Source organism: Actinomadura sp. NPDC049382 (genome assembly GCF_040677125.1).
GTDB lineage: Bacteria > Actinomycetota > Actinomycetes > Streptosporangiales > Streptosporangiaceae > Spirillospora > Spirillospora geliboluensis.
The window spans coordinates 66,010-88,094 of the sequence record NZ_JBFARO010000020.1; the positions used below are offsets into that span (position 1 = coordinate 66,010).

A 22,085-nucleotide genomic window follows, 5' to 3' on the forward strand; every position below is an offset into this window, starting at 1 on the left:
CGTCAGGTTTACTTTTGGGAGTGTCGCCATGCCGGTGGAGCGTCTTTTCGTCGGGCTCGACTCCCCCACGGCCCAGCGGGCCGGTGCCGGGGGACACCCGTGCCAGGGGGTGTACCACCGCCCGTCGGGCCGGTCCCCGAAGATCGCGCTGATCGCGACGCACTACTCCGTCGACTTCTCCGAGCACTACCTCGCCGACTTCGTCGCCGAGCGCGGCCTGGGGTTCCTGGGCTGGAACACGCGCTTCCGGGGCGCCGAGAGCCACTTCCTGCTCGACCACGCCCTCGTCGACATCGGCAGCGGCGTCCGGTGGCTGCGCGAGGAGGCGGGGGTCGAGCGGGTCGTCCTGCTGGGGAACTCGGGCGGGGGGTCGCTGATGGCCGCCTACCAGTCGCAGGCCAGGGAGCCCAACGTCGCGCCGCTCCCGGGCATGCGGCCCGCGCGCGGCGTCGAGGAGCTTCCGGTGGCCGACGCGTACATCTCGACCGCCGCGCACCTGGGCCGCCCCGAGGTGCTCACGGCGTGGATGGACCCGTCGGTCGTCGACGAGTCGGACCCGGTCTCGACCGATCCCGCGCTCAGCCTCTTCGACGAGGGGAACCCGGCGCCCTACTCGGCGGAGTTCCTCGCCCGGTACCGCGAGGCCCAGACGCGGCGCAACCACCGCATCACCCGCTGGGTGAAGGACGAGATGCGCCGGCTCAAGGCGGCCGGGTTCCACGATCGCCTGTTCAACGTCCACCGCACCTGGGCGGATCCGCGCATGGTGGACCCCACGATCGAGCCGACGCGGCGCGAGCCCAACTCCTGCTACGCCGGGGAGCCCGCGCGCGCCAACGCGTCGGTCTTCGGCATCGCGAGCACCTGCACGCTGCGCACCTGGCTCTCCCTCTGGAGCCTTGAGGACTCGCAGACCCGCGCGACGCCGCACCTTGCCCGCATCAAGGAGCCCGCGCTCGTGGTGAACGCGGACATGGACACGGGCGTCTTCCCCAGCGACGCGGACGCGATCCTGGAGGCGCTCGGCTCCGCGGACAAGGAGTCCCACGTCATCGCGGCCGACCACTACTTCCGCCGGGACGGGGGCGATGCGGCCCGCGCCGAACTGGCGGACCTGGTCGCGGACTGGACGAAGGCGCGCCTGGCATGACCGGCGCGTCGGCCGACATCGGCCTGCTCGCGCTGCGCGTCGTCTTCGGGCTGTACCTCGCCGGGCACGGGCTGCAGAAGTTCGGCCGGCTGGGCGGGCCGGGGCTGGCCGCGACCGCGCTGGCCTTCGAGCGGGGCGGCTTCCGTCCGGGACGTCCCATGGCGGCCCTCGCCGGAAGCCTCGAGATCGCCGGAGGGCTGGCCCTGGTCGCCGGGTTCGCGGGCCCGGCCGCCGCCGCGACGGTCGTCGGCGTGATGCTGGTGGCCTGCTCGCTGCACGTCCCGAACGGCCTGTGGGAGAGCAGGAAGGGCGTGGAACTGCCCGCGGTCTTCGCGACCGCCGGCCTCGCCCTGCTCTTCACCGGGACCGGACGCGTCTCGATCGACCATCTTCTCGGCATCGACGACCTCGCGGGCCTCCGCGAGTCGGCGCTTCTTCTCGCCGTGGTCCTCGCCGGGGTCGCCGCGACCCTCGTGCGCCGCCGTGCGCGGCTGCGGTCGGCGGCCGTCCGCTCCGCTGAGCAGCAGTAATTCGCTCCTGAAGTATTGACACTGACGTTAGCTTCGTAAATGCTTGGCTAAATCTGAGGTCAGTGTCACATCCCCCGCCAGCCTTCAGCGAATCATGAGGTAGCGCCTTGAGAACACGACTCGCCTGCATCTCCCTGGTGGCCACCGCCGCGCTGGCCGGCGCCTGCGCCACCCCGGCCGCGTCCACGAGCAAGGACGGCGTGAAGGTCGACGCCGGAGTCACCGCCGACGAGATCAAGATCGGTCTCTTCAACGGCTACACCGGCCCCGTCGCCGCGGGGGCGATCGCGGGGGCCGCCGGCTTCGACGCGCGCCTGGCCAAGGCCAACGCGGCCGGCGGCGTGTGCGGGCGCAAGCTCGTCTCGGTCCGCGCCGACACCAAGTACGACCCGGCCGTGGCGGTGCAGGTGTACCGCGCCAACGTCAAGGACATCGTCATGATCGGGCAGCTGCTCGGCGCGACGAGCATCTACGGGCTGAGCCAGCAGATCGCCCGCGACGACATCGCCACCCTCGCCGCGACGAGCGCGGCCGAGGTGATCAAGCTGGAGAACGTCTACCTGTTCACCACCCCGTTCCCCATGTACGTGATCAACGGGCTGGACTGGGCGAAGCGGGAGCAGGCCGGGCCCGGCGGCAAGCTCAAGGTCGGCGTCATCTACCAGGACGACGCGTTCGGCCAGGAGGGCCGGAAGGCGGTGCGCTACGTCGCCGCCAACGACCCGGACGTCGAGGTGGTCGCCGAGGCGGGCTACGACGTGAAGGCGGAGGACTTCACCGCCCAGATCCTGAAGATGAAGAAGGCGGGCGCGGAGACCGTGTGGATCCACGGCATCGCCTCCAAGACCGGCCCCATCCTCAGCCAGGCGTCCCAGCTGGACTTCTCGCCCCACTGGCTGACCGTCGACTCGGGCTACGAGAGCGCGCTGGCGCCCCAGCTCGGCAAGCTGCTCGACAAGCTGCACGTCGTGACCAGCAGCGTCCTCTACACCGAGAACGTGCCCGCGATGGCCGAGGTGAAGAAGAACGTCGAGAAGGTGGCGCCCGGCACCAAGCCCGACCAGCTCGTCATCGCCGGATGGATCGACGCGTCCGTCGCGGTCGCGGCGCTGGAGAAGGCCTGCGAGAAGAAGGACCTCACCCAGAAGGGCGTGGTCGCGGCCATGACCGGGCTCAGCGTCACGACGGACGGGCTCAGCCCCGACCTCGAGTACGGCACGTCCGGCCCCGACAGCCGGATCCCCTCGCGGCAGACCCGGGTCAACAAGATCGACCTGAAGACCGGGATCCCGGTGCCGGTCACCGGCTTCGGCGCGACGGACCTGGCCGCCAAGTGGCGGCTGGCCGACGGCGCCAAGGGCTGACGGGCCGGCGAGGCGATCATGAACAACTTCCTGCAGCTGGCCTTCCAGGGGATGACCCTCGGGTGCATCTACGCGCTGATCGGCCTGGGCTTCGTCATGGTGTTCAAGAGCTCCGGCGTGTTCAACTTCGCGCACCCGGTGTTCGTGATGATCAGCGCCTACATCGTCGCCGCGCTCGCCCCCCACGGGTTCGGCTGGGGCGTCCTGGTCGCCCTGGTGTGCATGGCGGCGCTCGCGATCGTGTGCGAGAAGGTCATCCTGCGCCGCCTGGCGGGACGCTCCCTCTACGTCGTGATCATGGCGACGCTCGGCCTGTCCGTGATGGGGCAGGCGGTCGTCGCGATGTCGTGGGGCGTCAACCCGAAGGGCTCGACCGAGGGGCCGATGGGGCGCGGAGTGCTGCGCGTCGGCGGCGTCGCCCTCTCCTGGACGGGCGTGTGGATCATCACCGTCTCCCTGCTGCTCCTGGCGCTGCTGTGGACGTTCTTCCAGCGGACCCGCTACGGCCTCGCCCTGCGGGCCGCCGCGGACCACCATGAGGCGGCCCTGGCGCAGGGCATCAACATGCGCTGGGTCCAGACCGTCTCCTGGGGCATCGCCGGGGTGCTGGCGGTCGCCGGCGGGGTCTTCCTCGGCGCCTTCCCGCGCCGGGTCTCGCCGGACATGGTCGACACGGCGCTCGGCGCGCTGCCGGCGCTGGTGATCGGCGGGTTCAACTCGCTGGCCGGCGCGGTCGTCGGCGGGATGAGCGTGGGGCTGCTGCTGGTGCTCGGCTCCGGCTACCTGGCGGAGTACGGCGGCGTGCACGTCGTCCTCCCGTACGTGGCGATGCTGCTGGTGCTCACGCTGCGGCCCTCCGGACTGTTCGGGCACCACGAGGCGGAGCGCATCTGATGACCTCCACCGTCTCCACCCGCCCCGGCACCGGCGCCTCCTCGGCGCCGGGCGGCCGGCCCCGCCCGTGGACCTCCCGCGCCCCGCGCGCCGCGGCGGTCGCCGCGCTGCTGGCCGTCCCGCTGTTCACCACGCCGCAGTGGCAGGCGATCGCCGTCTTCTCGGTCATCTACGCGATCGCCGCCCTCGGCCTGCACGTCCTGACCGGGATGGCCGGGCAGGTCTCGCTCGGCCACTCCGCCTTCGTCGCGGTCGGCGGCTACACCGCCATCTGGCTGGGCGCCGACCAGGGCCTGCCCATCTGGGTGTGGCTCCCGGCCGCGGCCCTGGTCAGCGCGGCGGTCGGGCTGCTCGTCGTCCCGTTCGCGGCCCGGCTGCGCGGGCTCTACCTCGCGGTGGTCACGCTCGCCGTCCTCTTCGTCGCCGAGTACCTGTGGGACGTCTGGGAGACGCTCACCGGCGGGAGCAAGGGCCGGCCCTCGCAGTCGGCCGTCCTGTTCGGCCACGACCTGCTGGACGACGTGATCATCGGCCGGTTCATGCTGACCGGCGACCAGCAGTTCTTCTACCTGGCCTGCGCGGTGCTCGCGGTGGCCGCGGTGGCGGCCCGCAACCTGAGCCGCACCCGGCCGGGGCGGGGCTTCGCCGCGATCCGCGACCGGGACCTGACCGCCGCCGTCGTCGGCGTCCCGGTCGCCCGGATGAAGAGCGCGGCGTTCGCCGTCGCCGCCGCGTACGCGGGCATCGCCGGCGCGCTCCTCGTCGCCTACCAGACGTACGCGGTCCCCGACCAGTGGGACCTGATGCTGTCGGTCGAGCTGCTCGCGATGATCATCATCGGCGGCGTCGGGTCGCTGCGCGGCGCCATCGCGGGCGCGGTCTTCGTGACCGCCATCCCGCAGGTGGTGACGCTCCTCGCCCGCGTCGTCCCGGGGATCAGCACGACCCCCTCGGCGGGCGGCGGCGTCTCCGTCGACGTGCTCGCGAACTTCCTCTACGGGCTCACCGTGGTGGCGGTGCTGGTCTTCGAGCCGCGCGGGCTCGCCGGCATCTCCGAACGGGTGCTGGACGCGGCCGGCCGGAAGAACCGGAAGGGACGGTCAGATGGCTGAGAAGAACGCGGCGGCGAGCCTCGCCGTCGACGACCTCACCGTGGGCTACCGGACGGGAGGCGTCGTCCTGGAGGAGGTCTCCCTGAAGGTGCCCGCCGGCCGGATCGTGACGCTGGTCGGGCCGAACGGCGCCGGCAAGACGTCGCTGCTGCGCGCGGTCTCCGGGCTCCTCAAGCACCACGAGGGCGCGGTCCACCACGGGCGGGTCACGCTGGACGACGACGTCATCACCGGCGCGGACGCCTCCGCCGTCGTGCGGCGCGGCGTGGCGCAGGTGCTCGAAGGGCGGCAGGTCTTCCCCAACCTCACGGTGCGGGAGAACCTGCTGGCCGGCGCGCACACCCTGCGCCGCGACGACGCCCGCCGGGAGCCGGCGTTCGAGGAGATCCTCGACCTGTTCCCGGTGCTGCGGCGGCGGCTCGGGCAGCGGGCGGGCTTCCTGTCCGGCGGCGAGCAGCAGATGCTCGCGATCGGCCGGGCGCTGATGACCCAGCCCCGGCTGCTGGTCCTGGACGAGCCGAGCCTCGGGCTGGCGCCGCGGATCGTCGAGGAGATCCGCGACGTCGTCCTGGCCATCAACGCGAAGGGCACCACCGTCCTGCTGGTCGAGCAGAACGCCCTGTTGGCCTTCCAGGTCGCCGAGTACGGCTACGTCCTGGAGGGCGGCCGGATCGTGTGCGGCGGCCCGGCCGCCGAACTGGCCGGCGACGAGCGGGTCGCGCGCTACTACATGGGCGGGCAGGACATGAGCGGGCGGCGTGCCCGGCGGACCGCGGAGAGGGCGAGCCGATGACCACCACCGAGCACCCCGTGGTACTCGAACTCCAGGACGTCACCCTGAACTTCAGCGGTGTCAGGTCCCTCGACGGCGTCTCGCTGGAGATCCGCGAGGGGGAGACGTTCGGCATCATCGGGCCCAACGGCGCGGGCAAGTCCTCGCTGTTCAACTGCGTGTCCGGGGTCTACCGCCCGCAGGAGGGCAGGATCCGCCACCGCGGCCGGGACATCCTCGGTTCCCGGCCCGACCGGGTCAACGCGCTCGGCATCGGGCGGACGTTCCAGAACGTCGAGTCCTTCCCCACCATGACCGTCCTCGACAGCGTGCTGCTCGGCTGCATCGCCCGGCAGCGCGCCGGCATCCTGCGCGGCATGCTCTGGTACGGCTGGGCCGCGCGCGAGGAGCGCGAGAGCAGGGCCAAGGCGGAGCAGACCCTGGAGATGTTCGGCCTGGGCGAGCTGCGGGACACGCGGATGGGCGAACTGCCCGGCGGGACGCAGCGCCAGGTCGAGCTGTGCCGGGCCCTCGCCGCCGAGCCCGACGTGCTGCTGCTGGACGAGCCCGTCGCCGGGATGACGCACGACGAGGTCGAGTCCATGGTCGACGCCATCCTCGACGCCCACGAACGGCTCGGGCTCACGGTGGTGCTGATCGAGCACAACATGGGCGTGGTGATGGACATCTGCGACCGGATCGCCGTCCTCGACTTCGGCCGCCTCGTCGCCGTCGGCACCCCCGAGGAGATCGGCCGCGACCCCGCGGTCCTCGCCGCCTACCTCGGCAGCGCCGAGGCCGATCCCGCGTGACGTCCGAAGACCCCTCCAGCCGTCAGGAGCATTCCGTGGCCGAGCCACAGTCCGATCTGTTCGACCTCACCGGGCGCGGCGTGATCGTCACCGGTGCCTCGTCCGGTCTGGGCAGGCGCTTCGTCCGGTGCCTGGCCGGGCGCGGGGCCCGGGTCGCGGCGGCCGCGCGCCGCACCCGCGACCTGGAGGAGCTGGCGCGGGAACTGGGCGAGGACCGCGTCCTGCCGGTGACGGCGGACGTGACCGTCGAGGCCGAGGTACGCGAGCTCGTCGACCGGGCGCGGGCGTGGGCGGGACGGCTCGACGTGCTGGTGAACAACGCCGGCGCGACCCATGTGAAGACCGTGGCCGAGGAGACCACGGACGACTTCCGCCGCCTGCTGGAGGTCAACCTGGTCGGCCTCTACACCTGCGCCCGGTACGCCGGGCTCGCGATGATCGAGCAGGGCGGGGGGAGCATCGTCAACATCGCCTCCGCGCTGGGCCTGGTCGGGTCCAAGCGCATCCCGCACGCGGGGTACTGCGCCAGCAAGGCCGGAGCCGTCAACCTCACGCGGGAACTGGCCTCGCAGTGGGCGCGCGAGGGGGTGCGCGTGAACGCGATCGCGCCGGGCTACTTCGAGTCGGAGATGAGCCAGGAGCTGTTCTCCACCGACCAGGGCCGCGCCTACATCCGCCGCACCATCCCGATGGGCCGCGGAGGGCGTGCTGACGAACTGGACGGGGCGCTCGTGTACCTGGCTTCGGACGCCTCCACCTACGTCACCGGCAGCACGCTGTCCGTCGACGGCGGATGGACGGCGGTCTAGGAGAGGTGACCATGTCAGCACCCCGTGAGGGCACGCCGTCGGCGGCTTCTCCGGCGTCCGGGACCGGCCGTCCGTCCGGTGAGGTGAGCGTCGAGGACGTGGGGGCGGTGCGCGTCTTCCGGCTCAACCGGCCTGGCAAGCGGAACGCCTTCACCATGGAGTCCATGGCCGTCTTGCAGGGACGGCTGGAGGAGGCGCTGGACGACCCGGGCGTCCGGGCCTTCGTCCTTACCGGCTCCGAGGGGACGTTCTGCGCCGGTGTGGACATCGCCGTCCTGCACAACGCGACCGTCGCCTCGACCCATGACAACCTTGTCGCGCTTCACCGCACGGTCCGCACGCTGGCGGCGGGCCGGAAGCCGGTGGTCGCCGCGGTAGAGGGGCATGCGGTCGGTGCCGGGCTGTCCCTGGCGCTGGCCTGCGATCTGGTGGTCGCCGCCGAGGACGCGACGTTCCGGTGCGCCTTCCCGCGCCTGGGGCTCATGGCGGATCTGGGTCTGCTCTGGTCCCTGCCGCACCGGGTGGGCTACGGCATGGCCCGGCGGATGCTGCTGCTAGACGAGCCGGTGCGCGGGGCAGAGGCGGTCGATGTCGGCCTCGCCGACTACCGGTCGCGGCCAGGGGTGGCGCTGGAACGCGCCATGGAGATAGCCCGCGTGCTGGCCGAACAACCCCAGGCGGCCGTGGCGTTCACCAAGGCCATGCTGGCCGCCGGCCCCCAAGGGCTGGACGCGGTGCTGCGCCAAGAGGCGAGCGACCAGGCGCTGCTGCACGGAACGGACGACTTCCACGAGGGTGTGCGCGCGTTCACCGAACGCCGCCCGCCGGTGTTCATGCGCCGCTGACCCGCGGCGCTCCGCGCTTCGCCGGGGACGTTCCGGCGGTCCAAAACTGAAACTAACGACAGATTTATCCCGCTCTATTCGGAGGTGCACGCAATGCCGGCCCCAGGAATCCACCACGTCGCCTATGCCTGCCGCGACCTTGAGGCGACCACGCGCTTCTACGAGGAGCTGATGGGGTTCCCGCTCGTCCACACCGAGGTGGCGGCGGGACCGAGCGGCGGGTTCTTCCGCCACACGTTCCACGACACGGGCGACGGCAGCTGCATCGCGTTCTTCGACCTGCACGGGGCGGGGGAGCGCGAGGGCTGGAGCTCGGAGATCTCCATCGGCAACAACCTGCCCCGGTGGGTGAACCACATCGCGTTCAACGTCACCGCCGAGAAGGTCGCCGAGGTGCGTGCCCGGATGGACGCCGCCGAGGTCAAGCCCTACATGGAGGTCGACCACGACTACCTGCGCTCGCTGTACTACATCGACCCCAACGGGATCATGATCGAGCTCTGCGTCGACACCCCCGGCTTCGAGGCCGATCCGGCGGAGGCGCACCGGCTGCTGACCGCGACGCTCGACGACGTCGACCACAGCCGGAACAAGTCGATGCTGTCCACGCGCGAGTAGCCGCCGCAGATGAATCCATCGACTCTCACCAGCGCGTTCTCGGTGCCCGAGCACGTGGTGCCGCTCCGCCGGGCGGTGCACCGGTTCCTCACCGAGCGCGTCGAACCCGTCGAGCACGCGCTCGGCGCGCGGAGCCCCGAGTCCCGCGAGCTGCTCGCGGAGCTGCAGGCCCAGGCCAAGAAGGAAGGGCTGTGGGCGCTCGGGCATCCCGCGGACATCGGCGGCGGCGGGATGCCGTTCCTCGACTACGTCTACGTGAACGAAGTGCAGGGGCGCTCGGACTTCGGCCAGTACGCCCTCGGCACCTGGACGCTCCAGGACTCGCTCATGCTGTCCCGGCACGCGGCGGGCGAGTGCCGCGACCGCTTCCTCGACCCGCTGGTGCGGGGCGAGGTGGGGCCGAGCTTCGCCATGACCGAGCCGGACGTGGCGTCCTCGGACCCGACCGGGCTCACCACGTCGGCCGAGCTCGTGGACGGCGAATGGGTGCTCAACGGCCGGAAGTGGTTCATCACGGGCGCCGGTGACGCGGCCTTCACCACGGTGCTGTGCCGCACCGAGCCGGACGCGCCGCTGCACCGCGCGTTCTCGCTGATCGTCGTGCCGACCGGCACGCCGGGGTTCCGGATCGTCCGGGAGACTCCCGTGCTCGGGATCTCGAGCGGGCACTACGAGCTGACCCTGACCGACGTGCGGGTGCCCGCCGGCTACCTGCTCGGCGAGCGCGGCGCGGGCTTCGCCATCGCCCAGGAGCGGCTCGGACCGGGACGCATCTTCCACTGCATGCGCTGGCTGGGCCAGGCGCAGCGGGCGTTCGAGCTGATGTGCGACCGCCTCAACGGCCGCATGCTCAAGGGAGCGCCGCTGGGCGAGACGCAGCTGATGCAGCGGCACGTCTTCGAGAGCTGGGCGCAGATCCAGTCCTGCCGGCTGCTCACCCTGGACGCGGCCAGCAAGATCGACCGCGGGCACGGCGCACGCGTCGAGATCGGCGCGATCAAGGTCGTCGGGGCGCGGATGCTGCACGACGTCATCGACCGGGCCGTCCAGGTGCACGGGGCGGCCGGCCTGACCGACGACACCCCGCTGAGCCGGATGTACCGGGCCGCCAGGTCGGGCCGCATCTACGACGGCCCGGACGAGGTGCACGTGGTCAACGTGGCGCGGCGGCTGCTCCGCGAGTTCCGGAACGGGAACGGCTGGGACTTCGGAGCATGAGCGCGGCCGAGGAAGGAGACGAGGGCGCATGGTGACGAGCGAACGGGCGACCGAGCCGGCGGCGCAGGCAGGGGCGGTGGCGCAGGCAGGGTCGGTGGCGCAGGCAGGGCTGGACGAGCTCGTCCGGCCGGACAGGCTCGGCGCGGCCCTGGCCCGGGCGACCGGCGACGCGGCCTGGACCGAGCTGACCGCGACCCTGCTGGCCGGCGGGAAGTCGAACCTGACGTTCCTGCTCACCAGCCCCGCCGGGGAACTGGTGATGCGCCGGCCGCCGTCCGGGGAACTGCTGCCGAGCGCCCACGACATGGCCCGCGAGGCGCGGGTGCAGCGGGCGCTCGCCTCGTCCCCCGTGCCGGTGGCGCGCGTCGTCCTCGACGACGACGGCGCCGTCATCGGCTCGCCGTTCTACGTCATGGAGCGCGTCCAGGGCCATGTCATCCGGGACCGCATGCCCGACGGCTACGCCGACGGCCCCGGGCAGCGGGCGGAGCTGGCGTTCGCGCTCGTCGACGTCCTGGCCGCCCTGCACCGGATCGACCCGCGGTCGGTCGGGCTGGACGGCTTCGGCAGGCCGGACGGCTTCCTCGACCGGCAGGTGCGCCGCTGGACCGACCAGTGGCGGCGGTCGCGCACCGCGGCCGTGGCCCCGGTCGAGGAGCTGGGGCGCCGCGTCGCGGAGGCCGTGCCCGCGTCGCGGGGGGCCTCGATCGTCCACGGGGACTTCAAGCTCGACAACTGCGTGATGGACCCGCACGACCCGGGCCGGATGCGGGCCCTGCTCGACTGGGAGATGTCCACGCTCGGCGATCCGCTGACCGATCTCGCCCTGCTGCTCTTCTACTGGCAGGAGCCCGGCGAGCCGGGCCTGCGGCTGACCCCGGCCGTCACCGCGCTGCCCGGCTTCCCGAGCCGCGCCGAGATCGCCGCCCGCTACTGCCGCCGGACCGGCGTGGAGATGGCCGACCTGCCCTTCTACGAGGCGCTGGCGCACTTCAAGTGCGCGGTCATCACCCAGGGCGTCGCCGCCCGGCAGCGGGCGGGCGCGATGGCCGGCCAGGAGTTCGGCGACCTCGACGACGAGGTCCGCGCGATCGCCGAGCGGGGGCTGCGGCGGCTCGACGCCCGCTGAACACCTTATTGAAAGTGACGTCAGGTTAATGATAGGTACGGGTGACCGCTGTCCCGGCCCCCGGATGCGCCCCGCCGGCGGCATCGGGACGGAACCGGTCCGAAGTTCGGTGGGAGGCGCATTCATCATGGACGACCGCGGATTCACCGGCGCGATGGCCGACATGGTCGACCATTGGGCCCGGGAGGCGCCGGACCGGCCCGCCACCGGCAACGCCGGCGGCAGGCAGCTCACCTTCGCCGAGCTCGCGCACCGCTCCGCCCAGGTCGCGAACGCGCTGGCGGACACCGGCGGCCCGGTCGCGTACCTGGGCCGCGACGCCGCCGTCTGGGCCGAGCTGATGACGGGCGCGAACAGGCGCGGCATCCCCGCCGTCCCGCTGAACTGGCGGCTCGCGCCGGCCGAACTCGCGCGCGTCCTCGACCACGCCAGGCCGGGGGCCGTCGTCGCCGACACCGCCTACCTGCGGGCGCTGGGCCTGGCGGAGGAGGACGTCGCGCACGCCGGGGAGAACGTCGTGGTGCTGGGAGGCGACCTGCGGCTCGCCTCCGGCTACGACGCCTGGCTCGACGGGCGTCCCACGACCGCCGACCGGCATCCGGCGGACCCCGGCGACACGACCCTCCTCATCTACACCTCCGGGACCTCGGGCCAGCCGAAGGCGGTGCAGCTGACCAACGCCAACATCACCGCGAACCTGGCGACGCCCGCGCCGTGGGAGGTCGGCCCGGGATCGGTCGTGAGCGTCCCCGCGCCGCTGTTCCACGTCTCGGGGACGGGGTGGCTCTTCTACTGCCTGGGCCGGGGAGCGCGGTCGGTCTTCCTCACCGACGCCTCGCCCGAGGGCGTCCTGCGCGTGCTGGCGGACGTCCGCGCCACGCACATGCTGAGCGTCCCGGCGGTCGTCCAGACCCTGGTGCAGAGCCCGGCGGTGGCGGACGCCGACCTGAGCAGCCTGAAGACCCTCATCTACGGCGGGTCCCCGATGCCGCCCGCGGTGATCGAGGAGGCGCGGGCGGCGCTCGGCTGCGACCTCGTGCAGAGCTACGGGATGACCGAGGCGTGCGGGCCGATCACGTTCCTCAGCCCGGACGACCACCGTGCGGGAGGCGCGCGGCTGGCCTCCGCCGGACGCGCCGCCGAAGGAGTGGAGATCCAGATCCGCGATCCCGCGACCGAGAAGGAACTGCCCGCCGGGGCGACCGGCGAGGTGTGGACGCGCAGCGCCCTGCTCACCCGCGGCTACCTCGGCAACGAGGCCGACACCGCCCGGGTCTTCCGCGCGGGCGGCTGGTTCCGCACCGGCGACGCGGGCCATCTGGACGAGGACGGCTACCTGTTCCTGACCGACCGCATCACCGACATGATCATCACCGGGGGAGAGAACGTCTATCCGGTGGAGGTCGAGAACGTCCTCGCCGAACACCCGGGAGTGGCGGAGGCCGCCGTCGTCGGCGTCCCCCATCCGCGCTGGGGCGAGACGGTCGTCGCGACGATCGTCGCCAGGGACGGCGCCCGGCTCACCGAGCCGGAAGTGATCGCCTTCTGCCGGGAAAGGCTCGCACACTACAAATGCCCGACCCGGGTCGACCTGGTCGACGCGCTGCCTCGCACGCCCAGCGGCAAGGTGCTCAAGCGCAGCCTCCGTGAGCCGGTCGCGGGGAGCGTTCCCGCGAACCCGTGAGCGCGCACGGCGCCGCGGCCCCTGTACCGGCCGGGCCCGTGCGCGCGCTGTCGCCGGCCGTCGTGCAAGAGAAGGAGAGCGTGTGCGTATCGTCGACATTCGAGAAATGTCCATCCCCCTTCAGGGGAACGTGACCAATTCCGTGGTCAGCTTCGCCGACCACACCGTCTCCCTGGTCGCGCTGATCAGCGATGTGCGCCGGAACGGACGCCCGCTCGCCGGCGTGGCGTTCAACTCCATCGGACGCTTCGCGCAGAGCGGCATCCTGCGCGAACGCATGATCCCGCGCCTGCTGAGCGCCGACCCGGATTCGCTGCTCGCGCCCGACACGGGACTCCTGGACCCGGGCCGCGTGCTGAAGCGCGCCATGAAGGACGAGAAGCCCGGCGGCCACGGCGACCGCGCCGCCGCGGCCGCCGCCCTCGAACTCGCCTGCTGGGACCTGCTCGCCAAGCACGCCGCCGAACCGGCGCACGTGGTGATCGCCAAAGCGTACGGACGCGCCCCCGGCTGGGACGGCGCCCCGGTCTACGCCGCGGGCGGCTACTACCGTCCCGGCGACGACGTCCGGCACCTGAGGACCGAGCTGAGCGGCTACCGCGACGACGGGTACCCGGCGGTGAAGATCAAGATCGGCGGCCTGCCGCTCGACGAGGACCTGCGCCGCGTCGAGGCGGCGGTCGAGGTGATGGGCGGCGGCGGCGCGGTCGCCGTCGACGCGAACGGGCGCTTCGGCTGGACGCAGGCGCTCGCGTACGCCGAGGCGCTCGCCGGCCACCGGCTCCGCTGGTACGAGGAGGCCGGGGACCCGCTCGCCTTCGACCTGCACCGGCGGCTCGCGGAGGTCTATCCGGGAGCCGTCGCCACCGGCGAGAACCTGTTCTCCGTCCAGGACGTGCGGAACCTGCTGCTCTACGGCGGCGTCCGCGCCGGCCTCGACGTGTTCCAGATGGACGCGGGCCTGAGCTACGGGCTGACCGAGTACGTCCAGATGATCGAGCTGATGGAGGAGCACGGGATCGACCGCCGGTCGGCGTACCCGCACGGCGGGCACCTGATCAACCTGCACATCGTGACCGGTCTCGGCCTCGGCGGCTGCGAGGCCTACCCGGGCGTCTTCCAGCCGTTCGGCGGCTACGGCCCCGGCTGCCGGCTCGCGGACGGCCGGATCCATCCCGCTGACGACCCCGGCTTCGGACTCGAGGCGAAGCCCGGCCTCACCGAGCAGATCGCCCGGCTCGTCGCATGATCGCGGAAGGAGGGGCCATGAGGATCGCCGTCGTCGGATGCGGCGCGATGGGATCGGTGTACGCCGGACGGCTCGCGTCGGCGGGCCACGACGTCCTCGTCGTCGACCGATGGGCCGAGCACATGGCGGCCATCGCCGAGCACGGGCTGCTGGTCTCCGGACCGGACGGGGAGACCCGGGTCCCGGTGCGGGCGCACACGACCCCGCCCCGGCAGCCGGTGGACCTCGTCGTCCTCGCCGTCAAGGCCGCGGACGTCGAAACCGCCGCGCTCCAGGCGCGGCCGCTCCTCGCGCCCGAGACCGTCGTCCTGACGATCCAGAACGGCTTCGGCTCGGCGGACGTGGTCGCCGCCCACCTCGGCGGCGACCGGCTCGCCGTCGGAGTGGCGAGCGGCTTCGGCGCGTCCGTGAAACGCCCCGGCGAGGTCCACCACAACGCGATGCGCGCGCTCCGCTTCGGCGGCCACGGCGACCTCGACCACGCCGAGATCGAGCGCGTCGCCGCCGCCTGGCGCCAGGCCGGATTCGACGCCCGGGCCGTGACCGACATAGCCGCGATGCAGTGGGAGAAGCTCATCTGCAACGTCGCCTACAGCGCCCCGTGCGCGCTGACCGGGCTGACGGTCGGCGAGGTCATGGACCACGAGCACATCGGCCCGGTCAGCCGTGCGGCGGCCACCGAGGCATGGGACGTCGCCCGCGCCCGCGGCGTCGCCGTCTCCGTGACCGACCCCGTCGCGCTGGTCCGCGACTTCGGCGCCCAGATGCCGGCGGCCAAGCCCTCCGCGCTGCTCGACCACGAGGCCCGGCGCGTCAGCGAGATCATGTTCATCAACGGCGCCGTCCCCCGCGAGGCCGCCAAGATCGGACGGGAGGCCCCCGTCAACGCGACGCTGACCGCCCTGGTGCGCGAACGCGAAACCACCTGGTCAGAGACCTGATCGATGCCGCTGACCGGTCAGTTGGTCTGCTCGGCGAGAGCGATGAGGATGCCCGCCGGGCCGCGGAGGTAGCAGAGCCGGTAGCTGTTCTCGTACTGCACCAGCTCGCCGAGGAGTTCGGCTCCGTGCGGCCGCAGGCGGTCGATGATGTCGTCGATGTCGTCGACGGCGAACATGATGCGGTGTGCGCCCAGCGTGTTCGCCGGAGCGTGCGGGTCGCCGTCCCGGCTCGGCGGCGAGTGGTACTTGGTCAGCTCCAGCCGCCCGTGGCCGTCCGGGGTGCGCATCATCGCGATGTCCGATCGGACTCCCTCAAGCCCGACGAGGCGGTCCACCGCGCTGCCCTCGACCGTCGCCTCGCCCTCCAGTTCCAGCCCGAGTTCGGCGAAGAACGCCTTGGCGGCCGGGAGGTCGTCGACGACGATGGCGATGTTGTCCATCCGCTGGATCGTCCCGCGCTGCGGGTGGTCGGTGTCGTTCATGAAGGTCTCCTTCGGGACCGGCCGCCGAGGTCGGCGATGCCGCGGATCATCTTGAACGCTCCGCGTGCGGTCGGCGACCGTTTGTCAGGCGTCATTGTTCTGGACGGGCGGGCGCGGAAACATCCTGATCCCGGGGCGTTCGGCACGAATCCCGGAGAGCGCCGTGTCCGTCACCTCGGTATCACCCGCGTGTGAATGCTCGGGAAATCTCAACTCGCCAGGTCGTGGGGGCGTGCCCGTCGTAGGACTGGTTGAGCCGTACCCGGAACACAAGCGGCTCGGGCAATTGCTCGCCGTTCGCGTGGACGAGCATCTGGCGCAGGTCGGCGCGTGACACGGCCGACGGTGCGTATGCGCTCGGTCAGTGAGGTGAGGAGCGGGTGTGCGCCTCTTGCAGGGACCAGGTGCCGTGGCCACCGGTGACCTGGAGGAGCGAGTGGGACCGGAGGCGGATTTCCGTGTCGCCCTCCGGGAGGGCGAGTGTCCGAACGGGGGTCAGCGCGGCGTCGAGTAGCAGGAGGCCGAAGCCGTCTCCGCTGCGGAACAGCACGGGCCCCGGCGGGCCCAGGTAGCGCACGACCGCAGGCCGGGCACCCGTTAGGGAGTGCTCGAACGGCCGGACGTGCCCGGTGGGCGGCACGGTGATGTCGTCCACGTCGGCCTGTTCAAGGGGTGTTACGTCGATGCGCCAGTCCGCCTCGGCGGTTCTCACCTGGAGGACGGCATGTGCCGGAACGGCGAACGTGCTCCGGCTCGGCGGGGACTCGTCGCCCGGCGCCGGGCTGGGCGCGTCGGCGGACACGACTGGATCGCAGCGATGCAGGACGGCGAGGTCCGGCCCGTGCAGGTAGACCCGGTGGGGTTGTCCGCCGGGGCATGTCACGACGGCGATTCCGGCCGGCCCCTGGTAGCTGAGCACTTCGGGCCCGGTGCCCGTGGCCGAGCGGGTGAAGCCGCGTGCGCGTTCCGGTCCGCTGATCGTGACGGTCCAGGGGCCGTCGGCCTCGACGTGCAGGTACCTCTTCGTGAGCTCCTTGTCGGACACCAGCCGGTCGTCCAGGACGGTCGTGGCCGGCGAGCCTCCGGGGCCGGACACCATGACCGGCGTCCCCCGGCCGAACTCGGTGCGTCGAAGCCAGGCCCGCAGCGTCCCCGGGCCCTCGTGGGCGAACTCGGCCAGCACCGGCTGAGGAAGCCGTCCCTTGATCTTGACGCGCGCCGCGCCGACGCCACGGTGCGTCCGGACCGTGCCGTCATGGGGGTGATCGACCGGCACGGCCTGCGGCGGGAGCGTCCCGTCCTCCGCCAGCCAACGGTCGAGGTCGGCGGCCACCCTGCGCGGATCCTTCACCCGAAGACACAACTGGCGGAAGAGAAAACCCCGCTGAGGCATCCTCGTCTGCGGATCCAGATCCCTCAGGGTCAGCAGGACCCAGAACCAGTTCCCCCACCGCAGCCGGCGCGCGGGAAGGGAGACGCCCTCCCGCATCCGCAGGACGAGATTGAGCTCTTCCCGGAACGGCGTCAACTGGGCCGAGTGCTCCTCGTCCCGCCGCCGCGGGCCGTCGCCGTAGTGGATCGACGCGATCTCGGCGCGCGGGATTCGCAGCACCTTCCACAGCAGCAGCGCGTCCCAGATGACCAGCTCATCGTCGGTCGCCCACATCCGGGGCCGTGCCAGCACGAGCCTGAGCGTCTGGACGGCGACGCCCGCGACGACGATCGCGAAGACCGGCGCCCACGAGGCCGCGACCAGCTCGGCGAGGGTGATCTCCTTGTTGAACTCGTCCCAGAGCAGACCGAACGCCAGGAGCGACGCCGCCAGCGAGAGCATGCCGACCGCACCGGCCAGGGTCCGACCCCCGGACCTGGCGATCTTCACCTCGATCGCGGACGAGCCGGGTCGCGCCGACCAGACCCACCGGTCCCGGTCGGCGAGGCGGCGCAGTGCGGAGCCCTCGCGTTCCCTGGCCGCTCGTCTGCGCGACGCGGGGGCGGCCCGTGTCCAGTAGACGCCCCACAGAACCATGCAGATCAGCAATGTCCCGAGACCGCCGGTGAAGACACCGAGAACGCCGGCGCCGAGCGGCTCCCCCCACTCCGGCGACCCGCCCCGCATGTGGACGAAGTCCCCCGAGCCGACGTAGAGAGCGGGAACCGAGTCCCCGACCTGGATGGAACGGCCGCCGTCCCCCCTCAGCTCGACTCTCTCCAGGGTCAGCTGAAAGAAGTCGCCGGTCGTGTACGGGCCGTACCAGTTGCATCCGCCTTTTCCGCACACCTCCGAGTGGGCCGTGAACGTGCCCGGAACCCCTTCGCCTTTCGCGGCGTGCCTGGTGGCCGTGGCCTCGTCCACGATGCCGCCGAAGACGAAGGGCCAGACCATCAGCAGTCCGACGCCCAGCAGAAGCTGGGTCATGGCGAAGTGCCCGAGCCTGGCGGGGCCGTATTTCTCCGAGGCCCGGTCGAGCAGGCGTTTCCCGTTCATCACCGTCCCGTCCAGACCGCCGCCGGAGCCCGCACCGGACGGCACCTTCGCGGAACAAGGATCACATGTCGGGCCAGGAAGATCGAACGCCTTCCCGCCGCCCCCGCCTGCTCGACCGCCGTCGCGTCATCGCGAGACGGAGCCGGGGCCGCGCCAGTACTGCCGCTTGCCCTTGTCGCGGACGACGATGCCGATCCGGGCCAGCTCGCGGCGCAGTTCCTTGACGGAGTCGCCGGAGTCCGAGGATTCCAGGGCCTCCGCGCGGGCCGCAAGCAGTGCGTTCGCCAGGTCGGGCAATTCGGGGGTCTTGGGGAACCAGATCCGGAACTCGTCCTCGTACGGGTCGGCGTCCACCCAGGTGTAGCCGTGCTCGGTGAAGGCCGTGGCCAGGCGCCGGGCGTTGAGGTCGCACTTCTCCCGGGCGATCTCCTCGCCCCTGAGGCCGAGCAGCACCAGCCGGTCCTTCTCCCGGAAGACGTGCCCGACCTGTTCGCGAGCGATCTTCTGCGTGTGGCCCGCCCGCTTCAGGACCACCCACTCGCCGGACACGGTGACCGACACCTGCTCCAGGGAGTCGAAGAAGATCAGGGCCGTCCCCGCGAGCGCTCCCACGCCGATCAGGACCACGGTGAGCCACGGCTCGGGAACGGAGATCAGCAGTTCGGCGGGGCCCCGCATCGGTGCCCACTTCAGGCCCACCAGCCAGTTCGCGAGCGGATCGAGCAGCCAGCCGACGCCGGCCAGCAGCACCGCCGCCGCCGCGTACAGCGCCCCCTGCGCCCAGACCGACCGCGCCAGCGTTGTTGAGGCATCCGGATGCGATCGCATGTTCAGGACCTCCCTGCCTGCGCGACGGTCTCCTTCGAGCGGCGCAACCGATGGTCGACGAGACCCAGAAGGAGCAGCACACCCAGCAGCAGGCATACGGCCGCGAGAGCGAGGGCGAGCGCCGCCACCGCCACCCCCGTCCAGGACGCGGGGGCCAACTGGTGGACGCCCCACAGCACCACGGCGCCGCAACCCACCAGCCACGGCGGCGGAACCCGTCCCGGCACGGGATCAGAACGCCGGGGAAGGGCGAAGGCGGCGACGCCCAGCAGCACGGCGCAGATCACATGGCCCGCGACGAAGACCAGCAGGTACTTGGCACTGAGGCCCAGCTCCGGGAGGTGGGTCGGCAGCCGGTCGCGGTCCCAGGATGGCTCGTCCACGAAGTCCGGGTTGAACAGGCTCTGGTCGATCAGCCCCGCCTGGACGAGCCCGAACGCGGCGCTCAGCAGCACGATCGTCGGCCAGCCCCGGCCGGTACGGCGCACGGCCTCACGGATCAGCACCGCGACGGTCCCGTACAGCGGGGCGAGGATGAGCAGCCCGCCGAGCAACTCCAGCGGACGCCCGATGATCTGGTCGTAGCCGATGAGGTACTCGGCGCAGATCGGCGACAGCAGTAGCAGCGCCGCCACCAGCGCGATCCGGCGCGGGAGCGGAGGCGGGACGGGGGCTTCCACGTTCATGATCTCGAACCTAGGAAGCCGCGTCCGCGCCGACAGCCGTCCAAAGACGACCATCACCGGCTCAAAGGTCGCTCCTTGGCCACCCTTTGGTCGCCCCTCCCCATGCAGCCCTGGGAGGGCACCACGACCTCACATGGCCGGGCGACGACGGGCGACCCGTACCCCGCGCCCGCGGCGCATCCTGGACGCGGACGGCCGCTCCCCAGATGATTCGCTTCGCCGCGCGCGTAGGCTCGCAGGAATGCGGATCGGTGAACTGTCCAGGCGTACCGGCGTAAGTCCGCGCTCGCTGCGCTACTACGAAGAGCAGGGCCTGCTGGCCAGCTCGCGCTCCGAAGCCGGGCAGCGCCACTACTCCGATGCCGAGGTCGAGCGCGTGGCCCTCATCCGGCGACTGTTCGGCGCGGGCCTGTCCAGCCGGGTGATCACGACCGTGCTCCCGTGCGTGGAGACCCCCGGCGACCAGGACGTCGTCGAGCTGGCGTTCGCGGCGATGACGCGCGAGCGCGACCGGATCGACGCCGACATCGCGCGGCTGATCGAGACCCGGGACGCGCTCGACGAGCTGATCACGGCGAACGGCAGGCATCGGGCGGAGCTGGCCCGCGCCCGGGAACCGGTGGCCCGACCGGCCTGATCCCGTGACCCGCGTCTCAACCGGTTGCCCCTGACATCGATGTGAGGGCTGACGATGGCCGCGGAGCCCGGAACCACCGGGCCGGTCACACGGGAGGCGACGGAGCATGGGGCAGGCGTGGGGATTCGGCGGGCACGGCGGGCCCGAGGTGCAGGAGTTCTTCGAGCGTCCCGACCCCGTCCCCGAGCGCGATGAGGTGCTGATCCGGGTCGACGTCGCCGGCGTGAACCCCCTCGACCACCTTCTCCGCTCGGGTCCGGTCCCCGGGCTCGGTGGAGGACGTCCGTTTCCCCGCGTGCTGGGCATGGAGGCGGCGGGAACCGTCCTCGCCCGGGGCGCGGACGTCGACGGCCTCGAGGTCGGTGACGCGGTCTTCGGCTTCGCGCTCACCGGTGGCGGCACCTACGCCGAGACGACGGTTCTGTCCGCGCCGAACACCGCGCGCATCCCGGCGGGCCTGTCGGCGACCGTGGCGGCGACACTGCCGGTGGCCGGGACGACCGCGGTGGACGTGCTCGACCAGCTCGACCTCCCTCCCGGTGCCGCGATCCTGGTCAACGGGGTCGGGGGCGGCGTCGGCCTCGCCGTCGCCGGCCTGGCCGCCGCACGCGGACTCCGCGTGACCGGCACCGGGAGCGCCGCGAAGCGCGACCGCGCCGAGGCCCTCGGGGTGCGGTTCATCGACTACGCCGCCGGGGACGTCGCCGCCGCGGCACGGGAGCGGGCCCCGGACGGCTTCGACGGGATCGTCGACCTGGTCGGAGGCGCGCCGCTGCGGACGGTCGCGCCCCTGGCCCGGCGTCCCGGCGACGTCATCGCCGTGGGCGACGCGTCCGTGCGCGATCTCGGCGGGCGGTTCGTCGAGCGCCGCCTCGACCGCGAGAACCTGGAGCGGTCCGCCCGGCTGGCCCTCGACGGAGCCCTCGCACCCGTGATCAGCGCGATCCATCCGCTTTCCGACGCCCCGGCCGCCCTGGCCACCGTCGAGAACGGCCACGCCTGCGGCAAGGTCGTGATCAAGGTGTCCTGAGCAGCCTGCGTCCCCGGCCGGACCGGCCAGTCGGCGGGCATCGACGATTCTGCGGAATACGTGACAAAGGATGTCGTGATTCATCGAAAGGCTTGACGCAGTGACGGCTCAGAAATCCTGAGCCGCCACTCCATACGGGTCTACGCGCGCAAGCAGGCTCCACGGGGCCGGATCTCGGCGGTCGAGTGCTGTCAGGTTCGGACGACCGTCGCGGTGCCTGCTGTCGCGGCCCTGGCTGTCCGCAAGTCACTCGCATGAAGGAGCGTCAGATGGGTTCTCTGCTCAACCCTTGCCTTGCTTTCAACGGGAGCGCACGGCAGGCGATGGAGTTCTACCGGGACGTCTTGGGCGGCGAACTGGAGATGGGCACGTACGCCGACTTCGGCTCACCCGACGCGCCCGCCGACAGGATCATGCACTCCACGCTCCGCACCCCGGACGGCTTCACGCTGATGGGGTGGGACGTCCGGGAGGAGATGCCCCACACCCCGGGCAACAATGTCGCGGTCTTCCTCGGCGGCGATGACGCCGGACTACGCGGCTACTTCGAGGAGCTGTCCGCCGGCGGCACCGTGACCTTGCCCTTGGAGAAGCAGTCGTGGGGTGACGAGGCCGGCTCGCTCGTGGACCGGTTCGGGATCACCTGGATGGTGAACATCACCCCGCGGCAGTCCTGACCGACCACGGCGGCCCGAAGCGATGAGGGACGACCGCCCGGCGAGGCGTTGGCCTGCGTCACCACAGTTCTGGAGACGAACGGCAACGGAGTTCTGCGGGCGTGCGGGCCGGCTTTGAACGGTCACGACG

Annotated in this window: 22 protein-coding genes; 18 read left to right on the plus strand and 4 right to left on the minus strand. The window is 72.0% G+C overall.

What is annotated here, in order from left to right; all coding sequences use genetic code 11:
- The first annotated feature begins 28 nt into the window (after positions 1–28).
- The 15 genes from AB0K34_RS15415 to AB0K34_RS15485 all read left to right on the plus strand — a co-directional run bounded on the left by AB0K34_RS15415 (position 29) and on the right by AB0K34_RS15485 (position 15,127).
- Positions 29–1,150 (plus strand): alpha/beta hydrolase, encoded by a 1,122-nt coding sequence (locus AB0K34_RS15415; RefSeq protein ID WP_364549006.1) that lies wholly within the window; start codon positions 29–31, stop codon positions 1,148–1,150.
- Complete coding sequence (locus AB0K34_RS15420) at positions 1,147–1,680, plus strand: DoxX family protein (protein ID WP_364549009.1); 534 nt, start codon at positions 1,147–1,149, stop codon at positions 1,678–1,680. Before AB0K34_RS15415 ends, AB0K34_RS15420 begins: the two co-directional genes overlap by 4 nt.
- Positions 1,681–1,787: 107 nt before the next feature.
- Positions 1,788–3,044, plus strand: coding sequence for an ABC transporter substrate-binding protein (locus tag AB0K34_RS15425; protein WP_364549012.1), 1,257 nt, complete (start codon positions 1,788–1,790; stop codon positions 3,042–3,044).
- An 18-nt stretch (positions 3,045–3,062) separates the two neighbouring features.
- Entirely contained in the window at positions 3,063–3,938 is an 876-nt protein-coding gene (locus AB0K34_RS15430) for a branched-chain amino acid ABC transporter permease (protein ID WP_138633309.1), read from the plus strand.
- Positions 3,938–5,050, plus strand: coding sequence for a branched-chain amino acid ABC transporter permease (locus AB0K34_RS15435; protein WP_364549015.1), 1,113 nt, complete (start codon positions 3,938–3,940; stop codon positions 5,048–5,050). Before AB0K34_RS15430 ends, AB0K34_RS15435 begins: the two co-directional genes overlap by 1 nt.
- On the plus strand, positions 5,043–5,843 hold the full coding sequence (locus AB0K34_RS15440) for an ABC transporter ATP-binding protein (RefSeq protein WP_364549018.1): 801 nt from the start codon (positions 5,043–5,045) through the stop codon (positions 5,841–5,843). The genes AB0K34_RS15435 and AB0K34_RS15440 overlap by 8 nt, the downstream gene beginning before the upstream one ends.
- Complete coding sequence (locus AB0K34_RS15445; RefSeq protein WP_364549021.1) at positions 5,840–6,634, plus strand: ABC transporter ATP-binding protein; 795 nt, start codon at positions 5,840–5,842, stop codon at positions 6,632–6,634. The genes AB0K34_RS15440 and AB0K34_RS15445 overlap by 4 nt, the downstream gene beginning before the upstream one ends.
- A gap of 35 nt (positions 6,635–6,669) precedes the next feature.
- On the plus strand, positions 6,670–7,443 hold the full coding sequence (locus tag AB0K34_RS15450; RefSeq protein ID WP_364549023.1) for a glucose 1-dehydrogenase: 774 nt from the start codon (positions 6,670–6,672) through the stop codon (positions 7,441–7,443).
- A gap of 11 nt (positions 7,444–7,454) precedes the next feature.
- Positions 7,455–8,288, plus strand: coding sequence for an enoyl-CoA hydratase/isomerase family protein (locus AB0K34_RS15455; protein WP_364549026.1), 834 nt, complete (start codon positions 7,455–7,457; stop codon positions 8,286–8,288).
- 93 nt (positions 8,289–8,381) lie between these two features.
- Positions 8,382–8,906: a VOC family protein gene (locus tag AB0K34_RS15460; protein ID WP_138633291.1), complete on the plus strand. Its 525-nt coding sequence runs from the start codon at positions 8,382–8,384 to the stop codon at positions 8,904–8,906.
- Between the two features lie 9 nt (positions 8,907–8,915).
- Positions 8,916–10,124, plus strand: coding sequence for an acyl-CoA dehydrogenase family protein (locus AB0K34_RS15465; protein ID WP_364549029.1), 1,209 nt, complete (start codon positions 8,916–8,918; stop codon positions 10,122–10,124).
- Between the two features lie 28 nt (positions 10,125–10,152).
- Positions 10,153–11,253, plus strand: a complete 1,101-nt coding sequence (locus tag AB0K34_RS15470; RefSeq protein ID WP_138633285.1) for a phosphotransferase family protein — start codon at positions 10,153–10,155, stop codon at positions 11,251–11,253.
- A gap of 127 nt (positions 11,254–11,380) precedes the next feature.
- Entirely contained in the window at positions 11,381–12,937 is a 1,557-nt protein-coding gene (locus AB0K34_RS15475; protein WP_364549033.1) for an AMP-binding protein, read from the plus strand.
- A gap of 106 nt (positions 12,938–13,043) precedes the next feature.
- Complete coding sequence (locus AB0K34_RS15480; protein WP_138633279.1) at positions 13,044–14,186, plus strand: enolase C-terminal domain-like protein; 1,143 nt, start codon at positions 13,044–13,046, stop codon at positions 14,184–14,186.
- 17 nt (positions 14,187–14,203) lie between these two features.
- Positions 14,204–15,127 carry a 2-dehydropantoate 2-reductase gene (locus AB0K34_RS15485; protein ID WP_364549036.1) on the plus strand — a complete coding sequence of 308 codons (924 nt, stop codon included), beginning with the start codon at positions 14,204–14,206 and terminating at the stop codon, positions 15,125–15,127.
- Positions 15,128–15,144: 17 nt separating this feature from the next.
- Here the strand turns inward: AB0K34_RS15485 and AB0K34_RS15490 are convergent, their stop codons facing one another.
- From AB0K34_RS15490 to AB0K34_RS15505, 4 genes are all read right to left on the minus strand, one after another.
- Complete coding sequence (locus AB0K34_RS15490; protein WP_138633362.1) at positions 15,145–15,567, minus strand: VOC family protein; 423 nt, start codon at positions 15,565–15,567, stop codon at positions 15,145–15,147.
- Positions 15,568–15,970: 403 nt separating this feature from the next.
- Entirely contained in the window at positions 15,971–18,097 is a 2,127-nt protein-coding gene (locus AB0K34_RS15495) for a hypothetical protein (protein ID WP_364549039.1), read from the minus strand.
- A gap of 126 nt (positions 18,098–18,223) precedes the next feature.
- On the minus strand, positions 18,224–18,925 hold the full coding sequence (locus tag AB0K34_RS15500) for a hypothetical protein (RefSeq protein ID WP_364549041.1): 702 nt from the start codon (positions 18,923–18,925) through the stop codon (positions 18,224–18,226).
- Positions 18,926–18,927: 2 nt separating this feature from the next.
- Positions 18,928–19,611 carry a hypothetical protein gene (locus tag AB0K34_RS15505; RefSeq protein WP_205719070.1) on the minus strand — a complete coding sequence of 228 codons (684 nt, stop codon included), beginning with the start codon at positions 19,609–19,611 and terminating at the stop codon, positions 18,928–18,930.
- Positions 19,612–19,852: 241 nt separating this feature from the next.
- Here AB0K34_RS15505 and AB0K34_RS15510 point away from each other — a divergent pair, with 241 nt between their 5' ends.
- The 3 genes from AB0K34_RS15510 to AB0K34_RS15520 all read left to right on the plus strand — a co-directional run bounded on the left by AB0K34_RS15510 (position 19,853) and on the right by AB0K34_RS15520 (position 21,955).
- Positions 19,853–20,248 carry a MerR family transcriptional regulator gene (locus AB0K34_RS15510; RefSeq protein ID WP_364549045.1) on the plus strand — a complete coding sequence of 132 codons (396 nt, stop codon included), beginning with the start codon at positions 19,853–19,855 and terminating at the stop codon, positions 20,246–20,248.
- Between the two features lie 106 nt (positions 20,249–20,354).
- Entirely contained in the window at positions 20,355–21,278 is a 924-nt protein-coding gene (locus tag AB0K34_RS15515) for an NADP-dependent oxidoreductase (RefSeq protein WP_364549047.1), read from the plus strand.
- Between the two features lie 269 nt (positions 21,279–21,547).
- On the plus strand, positions 21,548–21,955 hold the full coding sequence (locus AB0K34_RS15520; protein WP_138633264.1) for a VOC family protein: 408 nt from the start codon (positions 21,548–21,550) through the stop codon (positions 21,953–21,955).
- Positions 21,956–22,085 lie beyond the last annotated feature (130 nt).

What these genes read in the sequence shown, in the direction of transcription:
- AB0K34_RS15475 (WP_364549033.1), top strand. Translation starts at nt 11,381, where the DNA reads ATGGACGACCGCGGATTCACCGGCGCGATGGCCGACATGGTCGACCAT.
- AB0K34_RS15520 (WP_138633264.1), top strand. Translation starts at nt 21,548, where the DNA reads ATGGGTTCTCTGCTCAACCCTTGCCTTGCTTTCAACGGGAGCGCACGG.
- AB0K34_RS15480 (WP_138633279.1), top strand. Translation starts at nt 13,044, where the DNA reads ATGTCCATCCCCCTTCAGGGGAACGTGACCAATTCCGTGGTCAGCTTC.
- AB0K34_RS15465 (WP_364549029.1), top strand. Translation starts at nt 8,916, where the DNA reads ATGAATCCATCGACTCTCACCAGCGCGTTCTCGGTGCCCGAGCACGTG.
- AB0K34_RS15485 (WP_364549036.1), top strand. Translation starts at nt 14,204, where the DNA reads ATGAGGATCGCCGTCGTCGGATGCGGCGCGATGGGATCGGTGTACGCC.
- AB0K34_RS15440 (WP_364549018.1), top strand. Translation starts at nt 5,043, where the DNA reads ATGGCTGAGAAGAACGCGGCGGCGAGCCTCGCCGTCGACGACCTCACC.
- AB0K34_RS15510 (WP_364549045.1), top strand. Translation starts at nt 19,853, where the DNA reads ATGCGGATCGGTGAACTGTCCAGGCGTACCGGCGTAAGTCCGCGCTCG.
- AB0K34_RS15420 (WP_364549009.1), top strand. Translation starts at nt 1,147, where the DNA reads ATGACCGGCGCGTCGGCCGACATCGGCCTGCTCGCGCTGCGCGTCGTC.
- AB0K34_RS15445 (WP_364549021.1), top strand. Translation starts at nt 5,840, where the DNA reads ATGACCACCACCGAGCACCCCGTGGTACTCGAACTCCAGGACGTCACC.
- AB0K34_RS15490 (WP_138633362.1), bottom strand. Translation starts at nt 15,567, where the DNA reads ATGGACAACATCGCCATCGTCGTCGACGACCTCCCGGCCGCCAAGGCG.
- AB0K34_RS15505 (WP_205719070.1), bottom strand. Translation starts at nt 19,611, where the DNA reads ATGAACGTGGAAGCCCCCGTCCCGCCTCCGCTCCCGCGCCGGATCGCG.
- AB0K34_RS15515 (WP_364549047.1), top strand. Translation starts at nt 20,355, where the DNA reads ATGGGGCAGGCGTGGGGATTCGGCGGGCACGGCGGGCCCGAGGTGCAG.
- AB0K34_RS15470 (WP_138633285.1), top strand. Translation starts at nt 10,153, where the DNA reads ATGGTGACGAGCGAACGGGCGACCGAGCCGGCGGCGCAGGCAGGGGCG.
- AB0K34_RS15495 (WP_364549039.1), bottom strand. Translation starts at nt 18,097, where the DNA reads ATGAACGGGAAACGCCTGCTCGACCGGGCCTCGGAGAAATACGGCCCC.
- AB0K34_RS15460 (WP_138633291.1), top strand. Translation starts at nt 8,382, where the DNA reads ATGCCGGCCCCAGGAATCCACCACGTCGCCTATGCCTGCCGCGACCTT.
- AB0K34_RS15415 (WP_364549006.1), top strand. Translation starts at nt 29, where the DNA reads ATGCCGGTGGAGCGTCTTTTCGTCGGGCTCGACTCCCCCACGGCCCAG.
- AB0K34_RS15455 (WP_364549026.1), top strand. Translation starts at nt 7,455, where the DNA reads ATGTCAGCACCCCGTGAGGGCACGCCGTCGGCGGCTTCTCCGGCGTCC.
- AB0K34_RS15500 (WP_364549041.1), bottom strand. Translation starts at nt 18,925, where the DNA reads ATGCGATCGCATCCGGATGCCTCAACAACGCTGGCGCGGTCGGTCTGG.
- AB0K34_RS15435 (WP_364549015.1), top strand. Translation starts at nt 3,938, where the DNA reads ATGACCTCCACCGTCTCCACCCGCCCCGGCACCGGCGCCTCCTCGGCG.
- AB0K34_RS15430 (WP_138633309.1), top strand. Translation starts at nt 3,063, where the DNA reads ATGAACAACTTCCTGCAGCTGGCCTTCCAGGGGATGACCCTCGGGTGC.